Here is a 26,148-nt window from a genome sequence, read left to right on the forward strand (position 1 = left end):
CGAATTTAGGACAGTTTCGTGTTGCGTCAGCAGATCTCCGCCCGGATTGCCGCCCCGGCCGTCGCCGCCGCAGCCCTGCTGCTCGCGGGTTGCGGCTCCACCATCTCGGGCACGCCGGTGGCCGCCCCGCCCGGACTGGATTCGGTCGTCACCACCACCACACCCAAGCCCTCCGGTAAGCCGACGCAGGGCAACCGCCCGACCACGACCAATGCCGACAAGGGCGGTGACACCGACTTCCAGGCCAGCATCGGCGATTGCGTGAAACTCGGCGGCACCACCGAGAACGCCAGCATCCACAAGGCGACCTGCGGGAGCAAGGACTCCAATTACAAGGTGGTGGCCAAGGCGCGCACCAACGCCCAGTGTCCGAGCGATATCGATCAGGCCTACTACGAGACCGTGGTCGGCGTCGAGACCGGCGCGCTCTGCCTGGACATCGACTGGGTCGTGAACGACTGCCTGGATCTGGGCGCCAAGGGCAGCAATGCCGATCCCAAGCGCATCGACTGCTCCACCCGCGGCGCGGCGAACGGGGTGAAGGTGCTCGCGATCATGAAGAACAGCACCAGCGTGGACGACTGCGCCAACGGCGACTCCGGATACGTCTACGACGAGCGAAAAATCGTCATCTGCGTCAACACGCTGTAGCGACCCCATAGATATAAGGAGCGGGGCGGTGATCCATCGGATCACCGCCCCGCTCAGTCTGTTTCGCGCCACGGCGCGGTTCGCCGGTCCGGCTAGATCGGGTAGTACCCGGAGCCGATACCGCCGTGCCCGTTCAGATCCGCCATGATCGCGGACATATTGGTGCCGACCTCGGGGCCGAAGCAGGCCAGGGCCAGATACGCGTTCACCATGCCGACCAGGGTGGTACCGACGACGACCGGAGCGCCGGAATCGCCCTCCACCACGCACATCTGACTCCAGGTCTCGACATTGCTGGCGAAGACGTCACCCCAGGAGAGTCCGCAGGTATTGCCGGTGGTGCGGCCTTCCTTGCAGACGATCATCGGGAAGCTCGGCGGACCGCCGAGTCCGGTGATGGTGACATTGCCGATCCGGTTCACCGGGATGACCCGGTCCCCGAAGAACTCGATGACCGCGTAGTCCAGATCATGGTTCGAGTAGACGAACTTGCCGATCTGTCCTGCGCCACGGTCCTTTTCGGCCCATACCTTCGCGCCCGCGTCACCGCAGTGTCCCGCGGTGAGCCCGACCAGCCGACCGGTGCCGTCATGCCCGATGGTGGTGACGGTGCACTCGAACATGTCATCGATGATGATGCCGGAGCCACCACCGATGACTGCCGGAGCGGGGTCGGCGTTCGCGGCCCCGGTGCCGAGCAGCGCGGTCCCCAGGGCGATTGCGAAGACGCCGGCCACACCGGCGAGTTTCCTGAACATGTCCCTCCAGACGTCGGAAGCCGCTCGAGTCAAGCTGCGGAACTCATCCTGTCAGTATTCGTTCCGGGTTGCTGCTTGTACTGCCACATGTTGCGCAGCCGTGTCCTGCGCGTCTTCGAGGGCGATACCGAGTTGGATACGAGTTATGGAATTAATGCATAACTCGCTTCGATTTCCGATAAATTCTCTCCCATTAATTCTTACTCGGCGCAGCTTCACATCTCTGGAAATCGTTCGCAAACGCTTGCGAAATTAGAACAAGTTCTAGTTGTTTGCCTGGTTCTTTGTGACAAAAACCAACCGTGATCTGCCAGTTCACAACAGTTCATGCAAAGTGATCTGCCTCTATGACTGAAACCACAACGCGTGGTGTGTTTTTCCTAACTCCGTAGTAAGGTGCGTCAAGCAAACAGGTGCCGGAGGCGGGTAACCCGGCGTCGAGAGGGGTAGTCAGTGCAGTTGACCAAGAGCCCGGGTGGGCAGGGGAGCCCCACGGAGTCGCGGATGAACGCAGCCGTGGACTGGGCCAGAGGCTACTGGCAGGACCATCCACAGAAGTCGCTGGAAACCGGCGGCCGAATGATGGCCATGGGCGTCTCCGCTATCGCCGAGTTGTTCATCGCGATCTTCCGGAAGCGCTTTCCCTTCGCGGAGTTCGTCCGGCAGTGCGCGTTCATGACCAATGTCGCCGCGGCGCCGACCCTGTTGGTGGCCATACCGATCGGCGTCATCGTCTCCATTCAGGTCGGCTCGGTCGCCGGACAGGTCGGCGCGACCTCGTTCATCGGCGCGGCCAACGGCCTGGGCATCATTCAGCAGGGTGCGCCACTGGTCACCTCGCTGATGATCGCCGGTGCGGTCGGCTCCGCCATCACCGCCGATCTCGGCTCGCGCACCATCCGCGAGGAGATCGACGCCATGAAGGTGATGGGCGTGGATCCCATGCGCCGCCTGGTCGCCCCCCGGCTCGGCGCGGCCATGCTGGTCTCGGTATTGCTCTGCGGCTTCGTGGTTTTCGTCGGCTTCCTGACCGGCTACGTCTTCAATATCTTCGCGCAGGGCGGCACCCCCGGCTCCTACGTCGGCACCTTCGCCTCGTTCGCCATCACCACCGATTTGTTCGTGGCGCTGCTCAAATCACTGATCTTCGGCGTACTTGCTGCGATCATCGCCTGTGATGCCGGGCTGAACACCCGCGGCGGCCCGGGCGGTGTCGCCAACTCGGTGAACACCTCGGTGGTCATGTCCGCGGTGATGCTCTTCGGCGTGAATCTGATTCTCACGCAGGTCTACAACTCCCTGTTCCCCCCACAGATGGTCTGAGTCGTGTCAGCAACGTATGTTCCGCCGCTGCTGCGGCCGTTCCAGCGGATCAAGGGTGTGGCGAATTCGCCGCGTGACTTCGTCGCGCGCATCGGCCACCAGGTCTTCTTCTTCCTGCGCTCGCTCGGCTCGATGCCGATGGCGTTCCGGCACTACCCCAAAGAGGTGTGGCGGCTGCTGTCCGACGTCACCTGGGGCAACGGCAATCTCATCGTCGGTGGCGGCACCATCGGCGTCGTGCTCATCCTGTCGGCGTTCGGCGGTATGACCGTCGCCATCCAGGGCTACACCTCGCTGAACCTGCTCGGCCTGAGCCCGCTGACCGGCGCCATCTCCGCGTTCGCCACCACCCGCGAGCTCGGCCCGATGCTCGCTACCCTCGCCTTCGCGGCGCAGGCGGGCTGTCGGTTCACCGCGCAGCTGGGCGCCATGCGCATCTCCGAGGAGATCGACGCGCTGGAATCGGTTGCCATCCGGCCACTTCCGTACCTGGTGAGCACCCGCATGATCGCGGCCATGATCGCCATCGTGCCGCTGTACTGCCTGGCGCTGCCGTTCGCGTACATCTCCTGCTCGCTCACCGTGCAGTTGATCGGCGGCACCGCGTCCGGGACATTCCAGCACTACTTCTATCAGTTCCTGATACCGCACGATGTGCTGTACTCACTGCTGAAGGCGATCATCTTCGTCGCGATCACCACGTTCATCCAGTGCTACTACGGGTTTTTCGCCTCCGGCGGCCCGGAGGGCGTGGGTGTCGCGGCGGGTCGCGCGATCAAGCTGAGCATCATCGCCGTGGTATTCGCGGACCTGTTCATCACGTTGGCCATCTGGGGCGTCAACCCCGGCATCCGGATCTCGGGATAAGGGGGCGCACAGCATGATTCTCGATCCCAGCGGGCGCGGCCCGACCATGCGACAACTGCTCATAGCGGGCGTCGCCGGGCTTATCGTCTTCGCACTCATCCTGGGTTTCCTGATGGCGCGCTACCAGGGCGCGTTCGTCGACAAGGTCAATGTCACCGCGAACCTCACCACCACCGGTGACGGTCTGCCCGACAAGGCGGACGTGAAGTTCCGCGGTGTGCTGGTCGGCGCGGTCAAGAATGTCTCGGTCGCCGCCAAAGGTGAACTGCAGCAGGTACACATCGAGATGAAGCCGGAGTACACCTCCGGCATTCCCGCGAATGTGACCGCGCGCGTTGTCCCCTCGAACCTTTTCGCCGTCACCTCGGTGGAGCTGGTCTACAACGGTGCGGACGCCGCACACCTCAAAGAGGGTTCGCAGATCCCCGAGGACCGCTCCAAAGGCACCATCGCACTGCAGGACACGCTCACCACGGTGCGCAATATCCTCGGCAAGATCGACCCGATCCAGTTCGGCCGGGTGCTCGGCACGCTGTCCTACGCCCTCGACGGTTCCGGTCGCATGCCTGGTTCCTCCATCGAACGCGTGGACCGCTGGCTGCAGTCGGTCGACGATTCGATTCCGGATCTCGGTGTCATGCTGGGCGACTTCTCCAATTCCTTCCGCGCGCTCAATCAGTCCGCGCCGGAATTGATGGGCGTGCTCAGCGAATCGGTGAAGACCGCGCAGACCATCGCCGATCGCCGCGCCGAACTCACCTCGCTGATCTCCGGCACCGCGGTCACCGTGGACAAGGTCAACGCCCTGTTCGCGCGAAACCCCAACGTGGGCAAGGACGTCACCACCGGCACCAGTGCGCTGTTCGGCGCGCTGTCCGATGATCCGAACGCCATTCCGCAGGCCATCGCGAACCTGAACAACTCGGTGAAGAGGCTGGGGTCCACGTTCCACTGGGGTCCGCAGAAGCAGATGGTCTGGAATATGGGGCTCACCTTCACGCCCTATAAGCCGTACACCCGTGACGACTGCCCGCGCTACGGCGAACTGGCCGCCCCGAGCTGCGCCAACGCGCCGCTCATCTCCGATCCTGGCACGCTGCCGGAATCGTTGCGGCCCAAATCCCTCGACGTCGCCGCCGGGCTGCCGAAACTGCCGCCGCCCGCGGGCTTCCCGCTGATCCCGGGCCTGACCATGGTCGAGCCGACCCCGGCCGCCGGTGACACCGCGCCCGCCAACCCCTTCGCGGGCACCCCGCTGCAGGGCCTGTTCCCGAACGCCGCCCCCGCGGCGCCGGGCAATCAGCCGGGTGCGGCGCCCGCCGCCGCACCGGCGTCCCAGCAGACGCTGCCCAAGGGCGGGACAATCTCCTACCCCGGTGACTCCGCTATTACCGCGCTGCTGGGCCGTCGCCCGTCAGCGGCCGAATACCTGCTGCTGAGCCCGATTCTGAGGGATGGAACCTTGCAAGTGACCGAAAGCGAGCCCGGTCGATGAGCATTCGCAAACCGCTGATCGGTTTCGGCATCTTCGCGATCGTGTCCGTCCTGGTGACCGCGGTCATCTGGAATACCCTGGCGCGCACCGTGGACGGTTCCACCAACCGATACACCGCGACCTTCACCGATGTGCTCGGCCTGCGCAAGGGCGATGACGTCCGGATGGCCGGCGTGCGCGTCGGCAAGGTCGAGAACATCAAGCTGGACAAGAAGAACGCCGCCGAGGTGACCTTCATCGTGCAGCGCGATCAAACGCTGTACGGCGACACCAAGGCGCTGGTGCGCTACCAGAACCTGATCGGCCAGCGCTATATCGCGCTGGCGGAGCCGGTCAAGGGCAAGCCGGTGTCCGGCGTGCATACGGTGTTGAAGAACAACGGGGGTATCCCGGTCGAGCGCACCGAACCGTCCTTCGACGTGTCCGGTCTGCTGAACGGTTTCCAGCCGCTGTTCCAGGTGCTGCAACCGGATCAGGTGAACAACCTGTCCAACACCTTCATCCAGGCTCTGCAGGGTGACGGAGTCTCGTTGAGCGCCTTCATCACCCAGGCCGCCACCCTGGCCACCGACTTCCAGCGCCGCGACGCCATCCTCTCGGATGTGATCACCAATCTCTCCGGTGTCATGTCCGGGCTGGCCAAGCGCGGTGACGAACTGGAAACCCTGGTGACACAGACCCGTTCGCTGATCGGCGGGCTGTACGCGCAGGGTCAGTCGTTGCAGTCCTCGACCGTGCAGATCGCCGACGCGACCTCCGCGCTGGTGACCATGATCGGTCAGATCCAGCCGAAACTCGTACTGGCGCAGAACTCCACGCATGACGCGCTCGCGCTGCTGCTCGCCAATGGCGACAAGCTCGACAAGGGCGCGGTGGACTTCCCCAACATCCTCACCGATATCGGCAAGTTCACCCAGAACGGCACCTACGCCAACGCGTACGTGTGCAGCCTGGACGTCTCGCTGTACGGAATCCTCTTCCCGCGCGGTCTGTTCAACCAGATCGGCGGCAACTCCCACTCGGCGGTGTGCCGGCCATGATGGTGAAACTCAAGTCCCGCTTCAACGCCAATCGCAATCTGTGGCTCGGCCTGTTCGGCGTGCTGCTGATCGTCGGCCTGCTGGCCGGTTCGACGCTGTACCGCCAGATCGGTATCGGCGAGAAGACGATCAAGGCCGAATTCGTGCAGACCGCCGGCATCAAGACCGGTGACCGGGTCTCGGTATCCGGCGTCTCGGTCGGCACCGTCACCGGCGCCGAACTCGAGGGCGATCATGTGATGGTCTCGCTCTCGGTGAACAACGACGTCAAGCTCGGACCGGACGCCAAGGCCTCGATCAAGATGGCGACGCTGCTCGGCGCCCGCTATGTCGATCTGGTGCCCGGCGACGGTTCCGGTCTGAAGAACAATCGAATCCCCAAGTCCAACACCGCCGTTCCCTACAACCTGGCCGATGTGGTGCAGGAGGGCACGCCGAAGTTCGAGGAGCTCGACACCAAGAAGCTCGCCGATTCGCTCAATCTGATCAATCAGCAGATGGGTGATTCGCCGCAGCTCACGGTGCAGGCGCTGGATTCGGTCGGCGCGCTGGCCAAGACCATGAACGACCGCAAGGGCGAGGTCGACCAGCTGCTCAAGGACCTGGACCGGGTCACCAAGATCCTCGGCGACAACCGCAACAGCGTGCTGCTGGTCATCACCCAGGGCGAGGCCATCGCCAACCGGGTGATGGAACGGCAGACCCTGCTGCGCACGCTGCTGGACAACGTCGCCACGCTGAGCAATCAGTTGCAGCAGATCGGCGCGCAGAACGATAACCAGTTCGGCCCCACCCTGATCCAGCTCAACACCATGGCCGAGGGCCTGCAGAAGAACAAGGACAACCTGGATCGCCTGCTGTCCGCCATGCCGGTCGGCGTGCGCACGTTCAACAACGCGTTCGGTGACGGCAACTACGGCAATGTCGGTCTGCCCTGGCTGTTCCCGGACAACTGGTTGTGCTTCGCTCAAGTCATTCAGGGGTGCCAGGGATGAAATCGGTCAAGCTCAACATCGGGCGCATCGCCAAGGTCGCCATGATCGGCACCGCCGCGCTCGCGGTCGGCAGCTGCTCCATCGTGCCGCTCGGGGTGAAGGACGCGGTCGGCCAGACCCAGCACTTCACCGCCGACTTCCTCAATATCGCGGGCATGTTCGAGGGCAACCCGATCACCGTGCTCGGGCTCGATGTCGGCAAGGTCGACAAGATCGTGCCCAAGGGGCAGTACGTCGAGGTGCACATGACGGTGGACGCCGGTGTGGACATCCCGAAAAACGTGCAGGCGGCACTGATTTCGCCGTCCATCGTGACGGACCGGCATATCGAGCTGACCCCGCGCTACACCGGCGGGGACAAGCTGAAGGACGGTTCGCACCTGACCACCCAGCAGACCAAGACCCCGGTCGAGCTGGACACCATGATCAAGACCATCGACACCTTCGCCGCGGCGCTCAAGCCGACCGACGGCAATGACGGTCTCGGTCCGCTGTCCGGTCGCGTGCTGTACCCGATGATGAACGGGAACGGCGAGAAGATGCGCGATGTGCTCAACTCGCTCTCGGGCGCGCTCAAGGTCGGCGTCGACAACAAGGACGCCGTCTCCACCATCATCATCAAGCTGAACGAACTGACCACCATGCTGGCCGACAACGACCAGTCGGTACGGGATTTCAGCAATCGGATGACCCAGATGACCGGGCTGCTTGCCGACCAGGCCCCCGGCCTGCAGGCCACCCTGGAACAGCTCAATGCCTTCCTGGCCAACACCAGTGGCGCGTTCTCGCAGTATTCCGATCAGCTCAACGGCACGCTCACCGGCCTCACCAATGTCACCAACCAGCTGCGCGCCAACGCCGCCGGTGTCATCGAGGTCGTCGACACCGCACCGCTGCTCATGCAGAACCTGGACCGCTCGGTGAACCGGCAGGGCCAGTTCATCCGCCTGCACGCGGTGCTCGGTGTCACCCTCTCCGGTGAGGTCATCAGCCTGTTCTGCGAACGCCTCCAGATGAAAGCGGACGGCTGTCGCACCGGCAAGGTGGAGGACCTCGGCCCCGATCTCGGCCTGATGGCGGCAATGTTGGGAATGACGAAATGAGTAACCGTTTCCGCCGGGAGTTGCGGTCGGGCAGGCGAACCCGGCACACCATCGTCGCGCTGGCGGTGGCGGCGTCCACCCTCGCGGTCTCCGGCTGCGGCCTGACCGTGGAGAGCCTGCCGCTGCCCAAACCCGGCGCGGGCGATAAGACGTACACCATCCACGCGGTCTTCGACAATGCGCTGAACCTGCCCGATCAGGCCAAGGTGAAGATCGGTGGTTCCGACGTCGGCGTCGTCACCAAGATCAGCACCAAGGATTTCAAGGCCAATGTCGACCTGGCCATCCGCACCGATATCGAATTGCCTTCGGGCAGTACGGCGGAACTGCGGCAGGCCACGCCCCTGGGTGACGTGTTCGTCGCGGTGTCCAAGCCCAAGACCGATCCCGGCGTGCAGATGCTGAAGAACGGTGACACGCTGACGAATACGTCCGCGGGCGCCACCGTCGAAGAACTGCTGCTGTCGATCTCCATGCTGTTCAACGGCGGCGGTATCGCGGCACTGTCCAAACTGACCTCCGAGATGGACTCCATTGTCGGCGGCAAGGGGCAGACCCTCTCGCACCTGATCACCGAAATGACCGGTGTGGTGGGCAGTCTCAACAACAACAGCTCGCGGGTGGACAGCGTGCTCGCCCAATTCAGCGCGCTGGCCAACACCATTCAGGCCAATCACGATCAGCTCGGTCAGGTGGCGAACACGCTGCCCAGCATGATCGGCGCGGTAGCGGAGAACAATCAGGCGCTCGGCGATCTGCTCACCAAGATCTCCACAACCAGTGCGGCACTGGGCGATTACGCCAACACCACCTCCGCCGATCTGGCCAGCCTGCTCGACAATGTGCAACAGCTGATGAACGCGCTGGCCCGTACCGAACCGGACTTCGGTCCCATGCTCGACGGCATTCACGAGTTGCGACCGGCGGTGGACGCCTCGTTCAAGGGCAATACGCTCGCGGTCGCGGCCACGCTCAGCATGCTCGATATCGGCCTGCTCACCGACCCGGCCAACAGCAAGTTCCCGGACCTGCGCGACCTGAACGACTTCGGGGGCAGCCTGATCCAGGTGCTGCAGATCATTTACGGCCGGATCAACGGGGGCCACCGATGAATTGGGTGAAGAACCACAAGAACCTGGTGTCGAATTCGGCGCTGGTGCTCATTCTGATCGTCGGTGCGACCTATCTGGCCATCAGCGTCATGCGCATCAATCCGCTGCGCGAAACGTACAAGGTGACAGTCGATCTGGATCGCTCCGGCGGTCTGCAGTCCGGCAATGACGTCACTCTGCGCGGTTACCGCATCGGCAAGGTCACCGATATCAAGCTGGAGAAGGACGGCTCGGCCATCGCGGCGACCGTCGAGATCGACAAGAAGTACCGAATCCCCAGCGATACCGTGATTTCGGTGGGCGCGCTGTCCGGCGCGGGCGAGCAGTTCCTGGATTTCCGGCCCAATACCGATAAGGCGCCGTTCCTGAACAATGGCTCGATCGTGCAGTTCGACAAGGACAAGATCAAGACGCCGACCCCGGTGTGGTCGGTGCTGGACAATTCCAGTGAGCTGATCTCGCAGATCGATCCGGATAAGTTCTCCACCATCCTCACCGAACTCGACACCGCGCTGTCCGGTGGACCGGATCAGCTACGATCGCTCATCAACGGCATCAGCCTGGCGACCACCGGCCTGGACAACCTGCTGCCGCAGACCACGAATCTGATCAAGAACCTGCAGACGATCAATGCCACCACCTCGATGGCACAGCCGGATCTGGCTACGCTGACCCGCAATTCGGGTGTGTTGTTCCAGCAGTTCAACGATGCCAATGCCGAACTTCAGAAGATCCTGGAGCAGGCGCCCGCGCAATTGCAGGCCCTCGGAGCGGTGCTCGACAAGACCGCCGACCCGATGACCAGCCTGGCCGCCAATTTCGCCGCCATCACCAAGGGCGCGATGCTGCGGCAGCCCGCGCTGCGCGCGCTGTTCCCGGCGCTGGTGGTCGGTACCTCGGCGATGGGTGTGCCGGCGCACGACGGCGAGTTCTACACCATCGTCGATATCTGGCCGCGTCCGTTCTGCGACTACCCGACGAAGCAGATCCGCCCGGAAGCAGCCACCGAGGCCACCCTCTCCAAATGGGGCAGCTACTGCACCAACGGACAGGCGGATCAGCAGATCCGCGGTTCGGGGAACGCACCGCGACCGGATGTGCCGAACAATGGCGCGTACCCGCCCGCGGGTGCCGACCAGAACGAGCGGACCATTCCGCCGATCCGGTGAGCGGGCATACTCGCTGAAGAACCTAGAACGGTGCGCCCGCAGCGCACCGAGGAAGTGATCGATACATGTCGGATGACGCTGCCCAGGACAAGAAAACCGAAGACGACTCGATCGCCGAGGCCGATGTACAGGGCAGCGCCGACGTAACGCCGACGGCGAAGCAGGAAGCGGCCGAACCGGAAACGGTCGCGCTGACCAAGGATTCCGACGCGGCTGACCAGGCCGCGCCGGCCGACGCCATCCCGGCCGAACCGGCCGCGGTCGCCGCCGATTCCGAGGTGCCGCCCGCTCCGGCGAGGCCCGCTACCGCCACGCCGCCGCCTGCGGCGAAGCCGTCGGGCTCATCGCTGCCGTTGCCGCTGATCGCCGCCTTCGCGGCGGGTGTGCTGCTGGTCGCCGCGATCGGTGCGGTCGTGTTCTTCTGGATGCAGTCGAACAACGACAAGAACGAACTCGCGGACCGCGACGATTCCACCAAGGCCGCCTGCGATTTCGTCAAAACCGTCTCGGTCTACGACGACAAGAGCCTCGGCGACTACGTGCAGCGCGTCCAGGCCGCCACCACCGGCGACTTCCGGGACATGTTCGACAAGATGTCCGGGGATCTCAAAGACGTCCTCACCAGCGTGCACGCTTCCTCGAAGCTGAATACGGTGCGCTGCGGCTGGGAATCCGGCGACGACTCCAAGGCCACCGTCCTGGTCAGCCTCACCCAGACCTCCAGCAACACCATGCGCGCCCAGCCCCTGGTGCTGACCCTGCCCACCTACGCCGAACTGGAGAAGAAGGACGGCAAGTGGCTCGTCTCCAAGTTCGAGCCCATCGCCGACAACGGCAACAACGGCCTCTTCCCCGGCGGCGGCACCCAACAGCCCGCCCCCTCCGGCGCCCCGGCCGCCCCCGCCCCCACCCCGGCCCCGGGTAACTAAGCCACCACACGAAAAGGCCCGCCTCCGATAGAAATCGGAGGCGGGCCTTTTTGATCGAGCGGCTGGCGCAACGTCCCGAATCCGGCGTCACTCTGCCGAGGGTTTGAGGTCGCGTCCTCGGTCCGGCGTCGCGCTGCCGAGGGTATGGGGTCGCGTCCTCTAGCGGCTGTCACCGCGTCCGCCCGGGGGTTTGGGGGCGTAGCCCCCAAGACCCAGCGTCAGCGTCTACCCATTTCCCTTGTTCTAGAACAGGGTCAGCGCGTCGGGCGCCGGAGTTTTCGCGGGGGCGGCCCTGCGCCGCGGAGTCGCCGGGGCCGTATGCGCCTGCGCCACGATCTTTTCGGCGACCGCCGAGACATTCTCCACCGGAGCTATCACCGGAATCGGCTCGGTCATCGGATCGATCGGGATCGGTTCGGTGACCGGGTCATTCGGCGTCGGGTCGGGCGAGGGCTCGAGCGTTCCGGCGGCGATGGCGCGCGCGGCCTGCCCGCACAGCGTGTCCGCCTGCTCGTTGAAGTAGTTGCCGACATGCCCGCGCACCCAGCGGAATCGCACGGGTCCGGGCCGGGTGCTGATGGCCTGATCGATCGCCCGGATCAACTCCAGGTTCTTCACCGGCCCCCCGTTGGAGGTCTTCCACCCGTTGCGCCGCCACCCGTTGATCCATTCGGAGGCGCACTTGATCGCGTAGAGCGAGTCGGATTCGATGAACAGCGGTTCCGAGCTGGGATGGGCGCGGATGGCCTCCAACAGCGCGCGTAGCTCCGCGATCTGGTTGGTGCCCGAGGCCGCACCGCCGCTGGCCGATCCGCCGGCGTGATTGACCCACGCCCAGCCGATGGCTCCGCCCGGGTTACGCAGGCACGATCCGTCGGTGCTCACGATGATCATGCTCACAACCCTACGCAATCCGGCCGACAAGATCCGTTCCGTGGAATTCCTCTATCTCCCTTCGCAATTGCGATTCGGTGCGTCGCACGGCCGATTGTACGGCGGCGGCCAGCATTCGGGAGAGCAGGCGGCCGGTGAGCCCGCTCGGCACGCGGTACTCGGTTTCCGAGGTCAGCACCGCACGACCGTAGCCCAGTGGATCGAATCGCAGGGTGATTACGCACAGCGGTGCGCCCACCGGTGTGCCGCCATCGGGCTGCGCGGGCGCCGACTTCCCCGTCCTGCGTCTGCGCAGCGTGTATTCGATGACCGCGTTGCGGCGGTAGTCGGTGATCTCGCATTCGATGACCGGATGCCAGAAGCCGACCCGCAGCGTGGTGCCGAAGATGGCGCCCGAGCCGTGATCGCTGTCTCCGAGTGGTTCGAAGGCGGTGACGGCGAAGGCCCAGTCCGGTACGAACTGATGGTTGTCGGTATAGGTGAACGCGACCTCCACCGGTGCCCCGACGTCGCACGCGTATTTCATGTGGCCCATAGGTGCTCCCTGTCCCACGGCTGCCAACAAAAGTACTACAGCAATCCTATTTAATGAATGGATACCCGGATTTGCTGTGCGTGCGCAATTCGGTCAGTTGTCCAATTGTTCGGCGATATGCGCCGCGATCGGCAGCGCCGAAGTGGCGGCCGGTGACGGCGCATTGAGCACGTGCACCGACCGCGTCGTCCGTTCGATCAGGAAATCGTGCACCAGCGTGCCATCGCGCCGCACCGCCTGCGCACGGATCCCGGCCTCGCGGGGCAACAAATCCGCTACCGTCAATTCCGGGCAGTACCGCCGGCACTCCGCCAGATATCCGCGCCGGAACATCGAATTGCGCATCTCGCGCAGTCCGGTGCGCACATTGGCCGCGGCCACCCGGTGAAAACCCGGGAATCCCAGGATTTCCCGCGCATCGCGCAGATTCACGCTGCCCTTGCGGTAGCCCTCGCGCGCCAGTCCCAGCACCGCGTTGGGCCCGACGGTCAACCCGCCGTCGATGGTCGGGCTCAAATGCACGCCCAGGAACGGCAATTCGGGATCGGGAATGGGGTAGATGAGCGTGCTCACCAGGCCCTCGCGCTCGGGCGGCAGCTGGTAATACTCACCGCGGAACGGCACGATGCGCAGGTCGGGGCGCAATCCGGCGAGTGCGGCGAGCCGATCGGCCTGCAAGCCACCGCACACCACCAGCCGGGCTGCGCGCCAGCTCCCGGCGGGTCCGGAAACGGTTACCGCATCGGTGGTTTCGGCGATATCGGTGATCTCCGCGCCGAGCGCGATCTCACCCCCGGCGGCGCGGATGCCATCGGCCAGCGCCGCCGTGACCAGCTTGTAGTCGATGATTCCGGTGCTCGGCACGAACAGCGCGCCCACCCCGGTGACGCGTGGCTCCCGGCGCACCAGCTCGGCCGCGTCGAGCAGTTCCACCTCGACGTCGTTGGTCACCGACCGCTCGTACAGCGCCATCATTCGCGCGTGTTCGGCGGAATCGGTTGCCACCAGCAGTTTTCCGCACACTTCGAACGGAATGCCGTGTGCCGCGGCGAATTCCTTGGTCTGTTCGGCCCCGGCCCGGCACAGTCGCGCCTTGAGACTGCCCGGCTCGTAATAGATTCCGGAGTGGATCACCCCGCTGTTGTGCCCGGTCTGGTGCACGCCCAGCGCAGCCGCCTTCTCGAGCAGCAGCAGGCTCGCGCCGCGATGCCGTTCGAGAATGCGGTGCGCGGTGGCCACTCCGACGATGCCGCCGCCGATCACGCAGTAGTCGTACACAACCCGAAGTCTCACACAGCGGTGAGTTCCGAGCCGCCCGCACGGCCGGAATCCGCTGCCGCGCCGGGCGAGACCTGCTGTGCTCCGGCCTCGTTCGGCACGGTCGCCGCGGCCGGTGTGTTGTGCCTGGCCAGTTGGACGCCGTAGCGGCCCAGGGCCGGATCGGACAGCGTCACCGTCACTTCACCACTGTGGGTATCCACATCGGTGCGCAGCTGGGTGTTGGCGGTCGGATCGGATCCGATGCCCAGGGTCTCCCCGATGGGCGTGTGCAGCACCAGATCCGCGAGGGTCGCGAACACATTGGTGTCCAGGGTGAGCGAGACCGAATTGCGCTGTACCGGAACGACTGCCGCGCCGACGTAGGTACCGCCGAGTCGCAACTGCCCGGCAATCGGCTCGGGCCGGGTCGCGCCGGTGGTTTCGGTGGTCGTTCCGACCCGGGTGACCGGAATATTCAGCGGTGCATGATTTTCGGTGACGTGCGGTGTGAAAAACGCTGTGAGGCCGATATTGTCGGCGCTCGGCGTGTTCTCGACCGGTGCTGCGACGTTGCCGGGTGCGGTCACCGGTGCGTGCTGCGCGCCGGGCGCGGCAACGATCGTGCCCGATTTCTGTGCTTCGGCCATTTGATTGGCGATGTAGGAGCCGGCGGCGACGGTCAGACCGATGCTCGCCATTCCGGCGGTGACGATGGCGCTGTAGCGGAGCACCTGTGCCGCACGCCGCGATGATCCGGCGGCCTGCGTCGCGAGTTGATGCGACATGACTGGTGCGTTCCTTTCCCTCTCCCCTGGTCCCCCTGCGTCTTTCGACGCCCACGACCCGCACCATTGAAAGTCGTACGCTCGTCCAGGTTACGGCGACGCGCGGTGACACCCGCGGCCCTCGAGACCAGGATCACAGCGACTGTACCGACGAATGAGACTGCCGGGTCCGAAATGGGAACTTCGCCCGGCTTTCTGCACGATCAGGTTTCCGGTATCGGAAGGCTGGGTAAATACCAGAGAGCGGCGAGCGCCCACTCGACTGCCACTCGAGGACCTCCGGCCAATGTCGTCCGGTCGGCACCAGGCACGGCGCACCCAAGGGTGGCGCTCGCTCGCTCTACTCCCTGGGAATTGGGGAGATCTGGGCCGGAGGCCGGGATCGGCGGCGGGTCAGTCGAACTGACCCGCCGTCCGGCCTACTCCCGGCGGACCCGCGAAAGCCTGTGCCAGCCCGAGCCATTCGAGCGCCTGCGCACCCTCCACCTGCAAAGACAGGTCATCGAGATGCCTGCGCTGGGTGACCGCGAGGCAGAAATCCACGGCGGGCCCGCTGATTCGCTGCGCCGCGTCCGCCGGACCCCAGGTCCATGCCGAGCCATCGGGCGCGATCAGTTCGATTCGGAATTCCTCGGTGGGCGCGGTGCGCCCGTGTGTCATGTACGCGAAATTGCGGGTGCGCACGCCCAGGTGTGCGACATTCTTCAACCGAGCGGTCGGTACTCGGGTGGCCCCGAGCGCATCCGCCACATCCTGTCCGTGCGCCCAGGTCTCCATGAGCCGCGCGGTCACCATGGAGGCCGCGCTCATCGGCGGCCCGAACCACGGCAGTTTGGTGCCCGCGGGCACCACTCGCAGCGCCTCGACCAGCACCCCGCGATCGCGCCGCCAGGCGGCGAGCAATTCCGGCGCGGGTGTCTTCGCTTCTTCCTCGGCGGCCTCGTCCACGAAGGTGAGCGCCTTGGGCAGTGCCGCCTGTACGAGCGCGTCGAAGGCGACCGCATCGCTGGCGGCAATCGCGGCGACGCGATCGGTCCAGGTCAGGTGTGCGATCTGATGGGCGATGGTCCAGCCGGGCGCGGGGGTGTCCCGCTGCCACTCGGTGGGATCGAGATCGGCGATGAGCCGGTCCAGGTCGTCGCACTCGGCGATGAAGTCGGCGAGCAACGCCTCGAGATCGGCCATCGAAAGTCCTTGTCGCTCATGCTCGCTGTGCCGAGACAGGCACAGAACGGGCACACACGCCATTGTGTGTGCCGTCGCCGCCAGCATCGCAGTGCGGGCGAAAAAATGCAAGCACACGTGCTTGTATTTGTCCGGAAGTGGCCGTCTACCAGCCGAACAGAATCAGATGCACCGCGCCGACGCCGAGCCCGAGCGCCGCACCGTGCAGGTAGAGCAGCCACGCGTCCTGTTCCACCGAGGCGTAGAACATCTCCATGAACTCGCCCGGCGTCAGCTGCTGGAGTTTGCGCGCGGCGAATTCGTCGATCTTCTTGGCCTGCGCGGCCGCGAACTCCTCGTCCTCGACCAGGCTCGGTGCGAGCCCGGCGGCCGCGGCGGTCGCGCCGACCTTGAGATTGTCGAAATTCCGCGCGCCGAACACGGTGCGCACGAAGGTGTGCGTCGGACCGAGCTGCCGGTGGATCTCGGTGGCGATGAGGCGCTCGAGCAGCTGCCGGGTCTTATCGCCATTGGTGCCGTCCAGCAGTTCCTTGGCCAGATTGGGCAGCGTCAGCACCTGGTAGGCCAGGATGTGCGCGAGATCGGCCGCCGCCTCGGGCTGCCGCTTGGCCAGCAGCGCCTGCTTCCACAGGTATTTGTAGCGCGGCTGCGGATCGCCGGGCTCGAACACCATCTTCACCGCGATCACATTGACCAGTACGCCGATGGCGGCGGCCGCGGCCAGGATGACCACCCAGCTCGGCACCCAGCCCACGATCGGAATCCGGTGGTGCACTTGCATATACAGTGCCAGCAGCAGGCCGAACGGCGCGCCGAGCAGTCCGATGCGCACCATGAATTTGAGTTCGGGCGCGGCGATGGTGGTGGTGAGGTCCTTCAGGATGTGCGGATTCTCGCGCAGGTAGCCGATGACGAAGGATTTGATGTCGATGAGCTGATCGACATTGTCGCCGAGTTGTTCGAACGCGCGTCGCGCCAGTGTCGGCAATTCGCGTTCCACGCGCTGGTACAACACATTTCGGGCCGCGCGCGGTACCGCGCCCCACAGGTCCGGGTTCTCCCGTTTCATGATCTCGTTGACCATGGACGGCACCTGTTTCCGGCCGACGTCCGCGATGTAGTCGGCGATACCGTCCAGATCCAGTTCATGGATGAAATCGCGGGGACTGCCGATCCGCATGATGGCGACGTCCACGCAGATGCTGGCCATTTTCTCGGCGCGCGCGGGGATGAAGCCCTGGAAGCCGAGTTGTCTGCCGTCACCGGAGAAGGTCGGCAGCACCTGTACGCGGCGCGGCAGATACGGGTAGAGGATCTCCAGTCCCGGAACGCGGAAGCCGCGAAAATACAGCGGCCAGAACAACATCAGCACGCCGGTCCAGTTGGTGAGCCAACCGGCGATGGCGCTGAAGATGGGGAAGCTGATCAGATCGACGACGAGTTTGGGTTGGCCGGTCAGCTGCTCCCAGTCGAGGAAGACACCCGAGGCCATTGTCGTCATTACTGCGTCCCCCTGCGGCCGATGGTGAGAAAACGGACACACAACACTCTCATTGGCCAAGTGTGCTGTCAAAAGGTCGATGGCCTCGGAGAACGTGTCATATTGTGCGTGGTTTCACGGGACCGGCAATACTGGTCGGGCGACCAAATCGGGTAGTCAAGGGAGAGATGAATGAACGTCGACCGCCGCGGCTTTCTGACCGGCGCCGCCACCGCCGCCGGACTGGCCACCGCCGCGAGCCTGGCGACCGCCGCACCCGCCGCAGCGGAACCCGCACCCGGCAAACTGCCCTTCCCCGACGGCGGGCCGCTGCGCATCCTGGTCACCGGTGACGCGGGCACCGGCGCGCGCCCGCAGTGGGCCGTCGCCGACGCCGCCCGCACGCTGCACGCGCAAAAGCCGTTCTCCTTCGCCATCGGACTCGGCGACAATATGTACGAGCAGGGCCCGCAGTCCGATGACGACGCCCAGTTCAACGCCAAATTCGAAGACCCCAACCACGATCTGGACTTCCCCTGGATCATGGTGCAGGGCAATCACGACAACAGCTCCATCCTGCCCGGCGACGGCGGCTGGCTGCTGCGCGGCGATCACGAGGTCGCCTATCACTCCCGCTCACCGCGCTGGTGGATGCCGTCCCGCTACTATTCGGTCCCGATCGGCGACCTGGTGGAATTCTTCGTCCTGGACCTGAATCCCATTGCGGCGTACCTGCCCCCGCTGTTCGCGCCCTACTGGGCGGCGGACGGCCAGTTCATGACCGAACAGGCCGCCTGGCTCGATCGCGCGCTGGACCAATCCACCGCCAAGTGGAAGATCGTCTGCACCCATCACCCGTACCTGAGCAATGGCAGCCACGGAAACGCCGGGGAATACGAGGGTTTGAGCATCGAACCCGTCAACGGCATTCACGTGAAGCGCTTCTTCGAAGCCCATGTGCTGGGCCGCGCCCAGTTCCTGCTCTCGGGCCACGACCACTGCCTGCAGGTGCTGGAACCGAATCCGGCCTGCAAGGGCACCCGGCAGATCGTGTCCGGCGCGGCCGCCAAGACCAATTCCGGCTCGCACGAGAAGGATCCGGCCCGCATCACCCCGGCGCTGTTCGAGAACTTCACCGACCTCGGCTTCATGGTGCTCGACCTCACCGCATCGTCGGCGGACCTGACCGTTCACACCGTCGATCCCTCGAACGGTCAGCCCGCCGACGTATTCCAGCGTCGCCTCTGAGACTCAGGGCTTGAGCACGATCCGAATCGGGTTGCCTTCCTTGGCATCCAGTGCGTGTACCGCCTTGGCGGCATCGGCCAGCGGCACCACCGCGCTCACCGACCGCGAGAAGTCGACCCGATTCAATCCCTGCAACTTCACCAGCTGAGTGACATGCTCGGGCCCGGAACCATAGTGCCCGCGCAGCTGCTGCTGGAAGAAGCTGAACGCGGTGCCGCCGGTAATGGTGATCGGCTTGTTCGTGAGCCCGACCAGCACCAAACGCCCCTGCGGCGCAAGGCACACCACGGCCTGCTCGCGTACGGCGGCGACACCGGCGAAATCGAAGGCCGCGGCCAGTCCGGTCCCGGTGGCCTGGAAGATCTTCTGCCGCAGGTCCGGATCGGCCGGATCGAAGGCCAAGTCCGCGCCGAATTCCAGCGCCCGCTCCCGGGCGGCGGGCAGCGGATCGACGGCGATGATCGGGGCCGCGCCGACCAGCCGCAGCAACTGCACCCCGTGCGCGCCCAGCCCGCCCACGCCCCAGACGCCAACGGCCTCACCGGCTTTCACCTCGGCGGTGGCGGTGACCGCGGCCCACGGCGTGGAGACCGCGTCCGGAATGAAGCAGGCCTGTTCGAACGGCAACTCATCGGGAATCGGGACCAGCGTGTCGACGCGGGCCAGGGTGTACTCGGCCCAGCCGCCGTCGTAATCCACCCCGCGGGTGTAGGTGGCTCCCCCGCGAAGTTCCCCGGCCTGCAACAGCACTCGATCCCCGACCTTGGCCGTGGTGACCCCCGGTCCGAGCTGATGCACGGTGCCCGCGACCTCGTGCCCGAGCGTCACCACGTCACCTTCGAGGAACAGCGGCGACAGGGTGCCGTCGATGAGATGCACATCGGACAGGCAGACGCCCGCCGCCTCCACCTTCACCAGCACATGATCCGGGCCGGGCTCGGGCACCGGAACCTCATCCAATTCCAAGCGGCGATTCGGTCCCAGGTGCAGTCGCGCGGCCAGCATGATCATCGACTCCTATGGCGGTTGGAAGCATTGCTCACTTCCCGCCATGCTAGGTCGCGTTCGGGAGTACTTGGTCCGGTTCGTCCGCTACGCGGTGGATGCGCGGCGTCTGGTCCGAGCGCCGCGATGGGTATCGGAGGCGGTCGATTCCAGGAAACCGGTGATGATGGCGGTCACCTCGGGTGCGCGCTCCAGCATCGGGACGTGACCGCACCGATCCAGCCATTCCGCGCGGTCCGGTCGCAGCTGTTCATTGAGCGTGCGCCCGGCGGCGGCGGACAGGATGCGGTTCTCGGTGCCCCAGATGGTGCAGACCGGCGGCATGGCGTCGCGGTCGGGCCAGTTGTCCAGTGCGGCAAAAGCTCCCAGGTCGCGGACCAGTCCGACCAGCGCCCGGGCCGGAAAACCGTCCGAGAGCGGTTGCACGTACGGGCATTCGCGATAGGCCCTGCCGCTGGAGAACCAGGTGCGAATGGTGGTGCGGGCGAACCATTTCGGAGTGTGCCAGCCGAACAGCGCGCGAGCGCCGGAATCGGGGAGCGCGCGGGTGAGCCGCGCCGCCGCGCCCAGATCGCCGCGCATGGCGGTGGATTCGGTGAGCGGATTGATCGCCACCACCGCGTGCACCAGGCCGGGATGGGTGCGGGCCAGCGTGAGGCTGATGGCCGAGCCCAGGCAATTGCCGATCATCCGGACATCGGTGAGCTCATGGTGCAGCAGGAACTCGTGCACCAGTTGGGCATAGCGCGCGAGGGTGAAGTTGTCGGCAGGCCGGTCGGACGAACCGTAACCCGGCAGGTCGAGCGCGTAGACCCGATACTCCCGTGCGAGCGCCGTCAACTGCGCGGTCCAGATCAGATGCGAGGATCCGGCATTGTGCAGCAGCACCACCGGTGGTCCGCTGTCACCGCGCTTCAGATAGGCGATGCGGGTCCCGTCGAAGGTGAAGTCTTCCATGACGCTCCAGGTGGCTTCGTTGCCGGTGTCGTGTCCATGGTCCTCCGGATCGCGGCCGCGTCGTGGGAGTTCGGCTCAGGCGGTGCCGATTTGGCCGAGTCCGCGGTCCAGGAAGCGGATCATCCAGTCGAAGCTGTCCTCGGAGTCGTCACTCCATTGGAAGCCGTCCGCGGCCTGCAGCGTGGCGAAGCCGTGGAAGGTGCAGCGCAGCGTGCGGATGGCGTGCACCATCTGCTGTTCGGGGATGCCGTAGCCGCGCAGCACCGCCCGCATGGATTCCATGACGCGCAAGCTCGATTGCAGCAGTGGATCTTCCGGCCCGGTGAAGCCGGCCCCGACGGTGGCGCTGTACCGGCCCGGATGCGCGACCACGTATTCCCGGAAGGCGGTGGCGAAGGCCGCGAGGGCCGCACTGCCCGAGAGTCCGTGCATGGCGTCGCGCAGTCGCTGATCGAGTTCGGTCATGGCGAGCGTGGCGACGCCGTGCTGCAGGTCCGCGAGGCTGTCGATGTGCTTGTACAGCGACGGGGTGCGAACGCCGAGTCGCTGAGCCAGCGGGCTCAGGGCCAGGTTCGCGAAACCGGCGTCGTCGGCGAGCTGAGCCCCCGCCGCGACGACATCGGTTTTGCTGAGCCCGGCTCTAGGCATTCGCGTACTCCTTCAGGAACGGCAGGATCAATTCGGCGGTCCGCTCGGGCAGCTGCGCGTGCGGGTAGTGGCCACCATTCTCGACGAGTCCGAGGGTGCCCAGCCCGGCGGGCAGCGCGGCGATGATGGCCTTGCCCTCGGCCTCCGGGTTCGGGTAGTCCGGATCGGCGGTGCCGATGACGATCAGCGCGGGCTGGGTGACGTTCGGCAGCTGGGCCTGCGCATCGACGGGGGTGGACTTGCCGGTCTTCATGAATTCGGCCATCCGGCCCGGCTCCCGGAGCTTGGCGGCATTGGCGGCCATGTACTCGTCGTAGTCGGCGGGCTTGGTCGGGTAGGCGATGTTCAGGTACTTCAGCCACTGGTTCACGCTCTTGAACATCATGGTGCCCATCAGCGCGAACATGCCGCGGCGGTACCGGGACACGGTGAAAAGCGCTCCGACGGAAGGGGTTTGGGTCAATGTGAAGGGGTTGATCTCCACGATGGCGCGCACCAGTTCGGGCGATTTGGCGGCGGCGATGGTGGCCGAGCCGCCGGCGAGCGAGTGGCCCACCACGACCGCGGGTCCGGCGTTCAGTCCGGCGATCAGGGCGAGCAGATCATTGGCGACATCGGTGCGGCTGATGGCTTCCTTACCGGTCTCGGACACCCAGTTCATGCTCGAATCGCCGTGTCCGCGCATATCGGCGCTCACCACCCGGTACCCGGCGGCGGCGATGATCGGGGCCAGGAATCGGTAGGCCTGGCGGCGGTCGCCGATGCCGTGCGACAGCACCACCAGGGGGCCTTCGCCGATCGAGTCGTATGCGATCTGTCCGCCGTCGATGTCCATGTACTCGGTCATGTCGTTCGCTCCTTCGTGTGGCTAACTCCTGTAGCCATAAAGCTAATAGCTTTAGCCAAAGTCGTCAACCCTCAATTCCCGGCGAGTCTCCGGCGGATAGTTGCCATATAAACTGTCCCGCGTGGCGGATACCGAGAGTGATGTGAACGCGAACGTCGGATACCTGGTCTGGCGGCTGTCCACCCGCTGGCGCGCCACCCTCGATCGAGCCCTCGCGCCGCACGGTCTCACCCAGGCGCAGTATTCGGTGCTCGCCCCGCTCTACGGTCTAACCAGCGATGGAACGCGTCCGAGTCAGCGGCGACTGGCGGATCTGACCGGTCTCGACGCCGTCTACATCTCCAAATTGGTGCGCGCACTGGAACGGCAGGGGCTGGTCACCCGCGCGACCAGTGCCGCGGACCCGCGCGCGGTCGAACTTTCGCTGACCGCCCAGGGTGCTGAAACCGCCCGGCGCACAATAGAACTCGTGCACGGCATGCGCGACCGGCTGACCGCGCCCCTGGGCGGCAACGACAGCGAGCGCACCGCGGAGCTGGCGGCCATGCTGCGCGAACTCCTCGATGCGCCCGAGAGTGCCGAATAGTACTGTCGCTAAAGCGTTTTCACAGCGCCTCGCCCGCGCGCAACTTCTTCGCGCGCTCGATGACCGAGGCCAGCACCCGATGCGCGATGGCCAGCTCCTCGGGATCGGATCCGCCGAAGATCGGCCGCGTCAACGGCGCGATGGTCTGCATCAGGGTCTTCAACTCGGCGGAACCGGCGGTGGCCAGTTCCACCGGTCCGGGTCCGTCGACCGCGGACCCGCTGACGAACCCCTTCTTCTCCATTCCGGCGAGCAGTTCGGCCGCCCCCGCCGCATCGACCCCGAGCTGCCGCTGCCCGGCCAGGTAGCGGTGGAATTCCCCCGGTTCGGCGATCGGCCCGCGCACGGCGAGCGCCCGCAGCACCGCGTATTCATTGCTGGTCGTGCTGAATCCCTGTGCGATCAGCGTCGCCTCGAGCAGGGCGGTGACCGCCCCTTCCGCCTCGGCGATGTCCTGTCCGGTGAGTGTGGGTGCGGTGGTCATGGTGACTCCCTATATCGACGAGTAAGCTGTCCGATCATTTACTGTACATGGAAACTATGTACATGGAATCTATATTCCGACCGGGGTGAACCCGGCGTTCGCCCGGGGCGAACAAGGTCGCGGAATTACTCGGCGGGGGTCGGAGTTGACTGGGTAACGCTCAACCTGAGTTGAGTAGGAGACGCTCAATCTTGGAAGAGGTAGAGAAGTGACCAACCCTCAGAACTTGCCGGTGCTATTCCTGACCGATCCGATCGTGCTCCCGGGCATGATCGTCCCGATCGAGCTCGATGAGTCCGCCCAAGCCGCCATCGATGCCGCCCGCGCGGGCAAGGTCAACCAGGTGTTGGTCGCGCCTCGCCTGGACGAGGGCTACGCCAGCTACGGCGTGGTCGCCACCATCGAGCAGGTCGGCCGCATGCGCGGCGGCGCACCGGCGGCGGTATTGAAGGCCGAGGGGCGCGCGAAGATCGGGCACGGCGTGACCGGACCCGGCGCGGCGCTCTGGGTCGAGGCCGAACCGGTCGAGGTGCCCGAGCCCGACGGCCGCACCAAAGAGCTTGCCGCCGAATACAAGAAGCTGGTCGTGGCGGTGCTGCAACGTCGTGAGGCGTGGCAGATCATCGACGCGGTGAACCAGCTGACCGATCCGTCGGCCATCGCCGACGCGGCGGGCTGGGCCCCGTACCTGAGCCATGACGAGAAGCGCGAGCTGCTCGAAACCCTGGACACCGCAACCCGTTTGACCAAGCTGATCGAGTGGACCAAACAGCACATCGCGGAAACCGAGGTCAACGAGAAGATCAGCGAAGAAGTCCGCGAGGGCGTCGAGAAGTCGCAGCGCGAATTCCTGCTGCGCCAGCAGCTCAACGCGATTCGCAAGGAGCTGGGCGAGGGTGAGCCCGACGGTGCCGATGACTACCGGACCCGCGTCGAGACCGCCGATCTCCCGGACAATATCCGCGAGGCCGCGCTGCGCGAGGTGGACCGCCTGGAGCGTTCCAGCGATCAGAGCCCGGAATCCGGCTGGATCCGGACCTGGCTCGATACCGTCCTGGAACTGCCGTTCAGCGTGAAAACCGAGGACAGCACCGATGTTTCGGCTGCCCGCGCGGTGCTGGACGCCGATCACCACGGCCTGGACGAGGTGAAGGACCGCATGGTCGAGTACCTGGCGGTGCGCGCCCGTCGTGCCGCCCGCGGCCTGGAGGTCGTCGGCGGTCGCGGTTCCGGCGCGGTGCTGGTGCTGGTCGGCCCGCCCGGTGTGGGTAAGACCTCGCTGGGTGAGTCCGTGGCACGTGCCCTGGGCCGCAAGTTCGTTCGCGTCGCTCTCGGCGGCGTGCGCGACGAGGCCGAGATCCGTGGTCACCGGCGCACCTACGTCGGGGCGCTGCCCGGTCGCATCGTGCGCGCCATGAAGGAGGCGGGTTCGATGAATCCCGTTGTCCTGCTGGACGAGATCGACAAGGTCGGCTCCGATTTCCGCGGTGATCCGGCGGCGGCGCTGCTCGAGGTGCTGGACCCCGCGCAGAACCACACCTTCCGCGATCACTACCTGGACCTGGATCTGGACCTGTCGGATGTGCTGTTCATCGCGACCGCGAATGTCATGGACACCATCCCCGGCCCGCTGCTGGACCGGATGGAACTGATCACCGTCGACGGCTACACCGAGGACGACAAGGTCGCCATCGCCCGTGACTTCCTGATCCCGCGTCAGCTGGAGCGCAACGCGCTGACCAGCGCCGAGGTGCAGATCACCGATGAGGCGCTGCGTGAGGTCGCGGCCAACTACACCCGGGAGGCCGGTGTCCGCCAGATGGAGCGCCTGATCGCCAAGGCGCTGCGCAAGGCGGCGACCAAGCTGTCCGAATCGGCGGATCTCACCGATGTCGAAAGCATCGTCAGCGCAGGAGAGTTCGTGCCGGACGCCCCGGCGGCCGGCCGGAACGGTTCGGCCGCAGGCGAATCCACCGAGCTCGGCTACGCGAAGGAGCTGGGATACGACGGCGCGGCCGATCAGCTGGTGATCGGTCTCGGCGACCTGAAGGACTACCTGGGCCGTCCGCGCTTCACCCCGGACGGGGTGGAACGCACCGCGGTCCCCGGTGTGGCGACGGGTTTGGCCGTGACCGGTGCGGGTGGCGATGTCCTGTACATCGAGGCCAATGCCGCCGAGGGCGAGCGCTCGCTCACCCTTACCGGTCAGCTGGGTGACGTCATGAAGGAGTCGGCGCAGATCGCCCTCACCTACGTGCGCTCGCACCTGGAGGAGATCGGCATCGAGCCGAAGGTCCTCGACCGCAATATCCACATCCACTTCCCGGCAGGCGCGGTCCCCAAGGACGGCCCGTCGGCGGGCGTCACCATGGTCACCGCCCTGGTGTCGCTGGCCCTGGACCGTCAGGTCCGAGCGGATGTGGGCATGACCGGTGAGGTCACCCTCAACGGCCGCGTCCTGCCCATCGGCGGCGTCAAGCAGAAGCTGCTCGCCGCCCAGCGCGCGGGCCTGAAGACCGTCTTCATCCCCGCCCGCAACGAGCCCGACCTCGACGAAGTCCCCGCCGAGGTGCTGGCCGCCCTGGATGTCCGCCCCGTCGCCGACGTGGCCGAAATCCTGGCCTACGCCATCGAACCGGTCATCGAACCGGCCCTGGAAGGCCGCCCCCTGAGCGCCACCGCCTAACCCGCGAGCGCTCCTCATGAGAGGCCGTGCATGCGTCCCACATGCACGGCCTCTCCCATGTCAACTACCGAGACCGCGCGTGTTTCACATGAAACGTGAATCCCGC

The 26,148-nt window shown here is 65.6% G+C and carries 25 protein-coding genes; 13 read left to right on the forward strand and 12 right to left on the reverse strand.

From position 1 onward, the window contains the following. The first annotated feature begins 18 nt into the window (after window positions 1-18). Window positions 19-651 (forward strand): hypothetical protein, encoded by a 633-nt coding sequence (locus tag ACFVUS_RS21635; protein ID WP_387768873.1) that lies wholly within the window; start codon window positions 19-21, stop codon window positions 649-651. A gap of 92 nt (window positions 652-743) precedes the next feature. Here the strand turns inward: ACFVUS_RS21635 and ACFVUS_RS21640 are convergent, their stop codons facing one another. Continuing rightward, window positions 744-1,409, reverse strand: coding sequence for a serine protease (locus ACFVUS_RS21640; RefSeq protein WP_387768876.1), 666 nt, complete (start codon window positions 1,407-1,409; stop codon window positions 744-746). A 504-nt stretch (window positions 1,410-1,913) separates the two neighbouring features. Between ACFVUS_RS21640 and ACFVUS_RS21645 the strand changes: the two genes are divergently transcribed. From ACFVUS_RS21645 to ACFVUS_RS21685, 9 genes are all read left to right on the forward strand, one after another. Beyond that, a complete protein-coding gene (locus tag ACFVUS_RS21645) occupies window positions 1,914-2,732 on the forward strand; it encodes an MlaE family ABC transporter permease (RefSeq protein ID WP_387768879.1) in 819 nt (272 codons plus the stop codon). A 3-nt stretch (window positions 2,733-2,735) separates the two neighbouring features. Further along, window positions 2,736-3,599, forward strand: coding sequence for an ABC transporter permease (locus ACFVUS_RS21650; protein ID WP_387768882.1), 864 nt, complete (start codon window positions 2,736-2,738; stop codon window positions 3,597-3,599). A gap of 13 nt (window positions 3,600-3,612) precedes the next feature. Next, window positions 3,613-5,094, forward strand: a complete 1,482-nt coding sequence (locus tag ACFVUS_RS21655; RefSeq protein ID WP_387768885.1) for an MCE family protein — start codon at window positions 3,613-3,615, stop codon at window positions 5,092-5,094. Further along, entirely contained in the window at window positions 5,091-6,134 is a 1,044-nt protein-coding gene (locus tag ACFVUS_RS21660) for an MCE family protein (RefSeq protein ID WP_387768888.1), read from the forward strand. Before ACFVUS_RS21655 ends, ACFVUS_RS21660 begins: the two co-directional genes overlap by 4 nt. Next, window positions 6,134-7,129, forward strand: a complete 996-nt coding sequence (locus ACFVUS_RS21665; RefSeq protein ID WP_387770091.1) for an MCE family protein — start codon at window positions 6,134-6,136, stop codon at window positions 7,127-7,129. Before ACFVUS_RS21660 ends, ACFVUS_RS21665 begins: the two co-directional genes overlap by 1 nt. Next, window positions 7,126-8,232, forward strand: coding sequence for an MCE family protein (locus ACFVUS_RS21670; protein WP_387768891.1), 1,107 nt, complete (start codon window positions 7,126-7,128; stop codon window positions 8,230-8,232). Before ACFVUS_RS21665 ends, ACFVUS_RS21670 begins: the two co-directional genes overlap by 4 nt. Further along, window positions 8,229-9,344 carry an MCE family protein gene (locus tag ACFVUS_RS21675; RefSeq protein ID WP_387768895.1) on the forward strand — a complete coding sequence of 372 codons (1,116 nt, stop codon included), beginning with the start codon at window positions 8,229-8,231 and terminating at the stop codon, window positions 9,342-9,344. The genes ACFVUS_RS21670 and ACFVUS_RS21675 overlap by 4 nt, the downstream gene beginning before the upstream one ends. Beyond that, window positions 9,341-10,513 (forward strand): MlaD family protein, encoded by a 1,173-nt coding sequence (locus ACFVUS_RS21680; RefSeq protein ID WP_387768899.1) that lies wholly within the window; start codon window positions 9,341-9,343, stop codon window positions 10,511-10,513. The genes ACFVUS_RS21675 and ACFVUS_RS21680 overlap by 4 nt, the downstream gene beginning before the upstream one ends. A 65-nt stretch (window positions 10,514-10,578) precedes the next feature. Next, window positions 10,579-11,442 (forward strand): hypothetical protein, encoded by an 864-nt coding sequence (locus tag ACFVUS_RS21685; protein WP_387768902.1) that lies wholly within the window; start codon window positions 10,579-10,581, stop codon window positions 11,440-11,442. Between the two features lie 243 nt (window positions 11,443-11,685). Here the strand turns inward: ACFVUS_RS21685 and ACFVUS_RS21690 are convergent, their stop codons facing one another. The 6 genes from ACFVUS_RS21690 to ACFVUS_RS21715 form a co-directional block, all read right to left on the reverse strand. Continuing rightward, a complete protein-coding gene (locus ACFVUS_RS21690; protein WP_387768905.1) occupies window positions 11,686-12,336 on the reverse strand; it encodes an RNase H family protein in 651 nt (216 codons plus the stop codon). 10 nt (window positions 12,337-12,346) lie between these two features. Next, complete coding sequence (locus tag ACFVUS_RS21695; protein ID WP_387768908.1) at window positions 12,347-12,871, reverse strand: SRPBCC family protein; 525 nt, start codon at window positions 12,869-12,871, stop codon at window positions 12,347-12,349. A gap of 93 nt (window positions 12,872-12,964) precedes the next feature. Further along, window positions 12,965-14,164, reverse strand: coding sequence for an L-2-hydroxyglutarate oxidase (gene lhgO, locus ACFVUS_RS21700; protein ID WP_387768911.1), 1,200 nt, complete (start codon window positions 14,162-14,164; stop codon window positions 12,965-12,967). Next, the gene (locus ACFVUS_RS21705; protein ID WP_387768914.1) at window positions 14,161-14,916 is read right to left on the reverse strand and encodes a hypothetical protein; all 756 of its coding nucleotides are present in this window, start codon (window positions 14,914-14,916) and stop codon (window positions 14,161-14,163) included. The genes lhgO and ACFVUS_RS21705 overlap by 4 nt, the downstream gene beginning before the upstream one ends. 393 nt (window positions 14,917-15,309) lie before the next feature. Then, window positions 15,310-16,101 (reverse strand): TIGR03084 family metal-binding protein, encoded by a 792-nt coding sequence (locus ACFVUS_RS21710; RefSeq protein ID WP_387768917.1) that lies wholly within the window; start codon window positions 16,099-16,101, stop codon window positions 15,310-15,312. Between the two features lie 145 nt (window positions 16,102-16,246). Next, window positions 16,247-17,602 (reverse strand): hypothetical protein, encoded by a 1,356-nt coding sequence (locus tag ACFVUS_RS21715; RefSeq protein ID WP_387768920.1) that lies wholly within the window; start codon window positions 17,600-17,602, stop codon window positions 16,247-16,249. Between the two features lie 171 nt (window positions 17,603-17,773). On the opposite strand from ACFVUS_RS21715, the gene ACFVUS_RS21720 reads away from it, so the two are divergent. Further along, window positions 17,774-18,829, forward strand: a complete 1,056-nt coding sequence (locus ACFVUS_RS21720; protein ID WP_387768923.1) for a metallophosphoesterase — start codon at window positions 17,774-17,776, stop codon at window positions 18,827-18,829. Between the two features lie 3 nt (window positions 18,830-18,832). Here ACFVUS_RS21720 and ACFVUS_RS21725 read toward each other — a convergent pair whose 3' ends face one another. From ACFVUS_RS21725 to ACFVUS_RS21740, 4 genes are all read right to left on the reverse strand, one after another. Next, on the reverse strand, window positions 18,833-19,840 hold the full coding sequence (locus tag ACFVUS_RS21725; RefSeq protein WP_387768926.1) for a zinc-binding dehydrogenase: 1,008 nt from the start codon (window positions 19,838-19,840) through the stop codon (window positions 18,833-18,835). An 81-nt stretch (window positions 19,841-19,921) separates the two neighbouring features. Beyond that, complete coding sequence (locus tag ACFVUS_RS21730) at window positions 19,922-20,791, reverse strand: alpha/beta fold hydrolase (protein WP_387768929.1); 870 nt, start codon at window positions 20,789-20,791, stop codon at window positions 19,922-19,924. 75 nt (window positions 20,792-20,866) lie between these two features. Continuing rightward, window positions 20,867-21,439 carry a TetR/AcrR family transcriptional regulator gene (locus tag ACFVUS_RS21735; protein WP_387768932.1) on the reverse strand — a complete coding sequence of 191 codons (573 nt, stop codon included), beginning with the start codon at window positions 21,437-21,439 and terminating at the stop codon, window positions 20,867-20,869. Then, on the reverse strand, window positions 21,432-22,286 hold the full coding sequence (locus ACFVUS_RS21740; RefSeq protein ID WP_387768935.1) for an alpha/beta fold hydrolase: 855 nt from the start codon (window positions 22,284-22,286) through the stop codon (window positions 21,432-21,434). The genes ACFVUS_RS21735 and ACFVUS_RS21740 overlap by 8 nt, the downstream gene beginning before the upstream one ends. A 121-nt stretch (window positions 22,287-22,407) precedes the next feature. Between ACFVUS_RS21740 and ACFVUS_RS21745 the strand changes: the two genes are divergently transcribed. Beyond that, window positions 22,408-22,872, forward strand: coding sequence for a MarR family winged helix-turn-helix transcriptional regulator (locus ACFVUS_RS21745; protein WP_387768938.1), 465 nt, complete (start codon window positions 22,408-22,410; stop codon window positions 22,870-22,872). A 19-nt stretch (window positions 22,873-22,891) separates the two neighbouring features. Here ACFVUS_RS21745 and ACFVUS_RS21750 read toward each other — a convergent pair whose 3' ends face one another. Next, window positions 22,892-23,356 (reverse strand): hypothetical protein, encoded by a 465-nt coding sequence (locus ACFVUS_RS21750; RefSeq protein WP_387768941.1) that lies wholly within the window; start codon window positions 23,354-23,356, stop codon window positions 22,892-22,894. A 208-nt stretch (window positions 23,357-23,564) separates the two neighbouring features. On the opposite strand from ACFVUS_RS21750, the gene lon reads away from it, so the two are divergent. Then, window positions 23,565-26,042, forward strand: a complete 2,478-nt coding sequence (lon, locus tag ACFVUS_RS21755) for an endopeptidase La (protein WP_387768944.1) — start codon at window positions 23,565-23,567, stop codon at window positions 26,040-26,042. Window positions 26,043-26,148 lie beyond the last annotated feature (106 nt).

Source organism: Nocardia sp. NPDC058058, assembly GCF_042885355.1.
Classification (GTDB): Bacteria; Actinomycetota; Actinomycetes; order Mycobacteriales; family Mycobacteriaceae; genus Nocardia.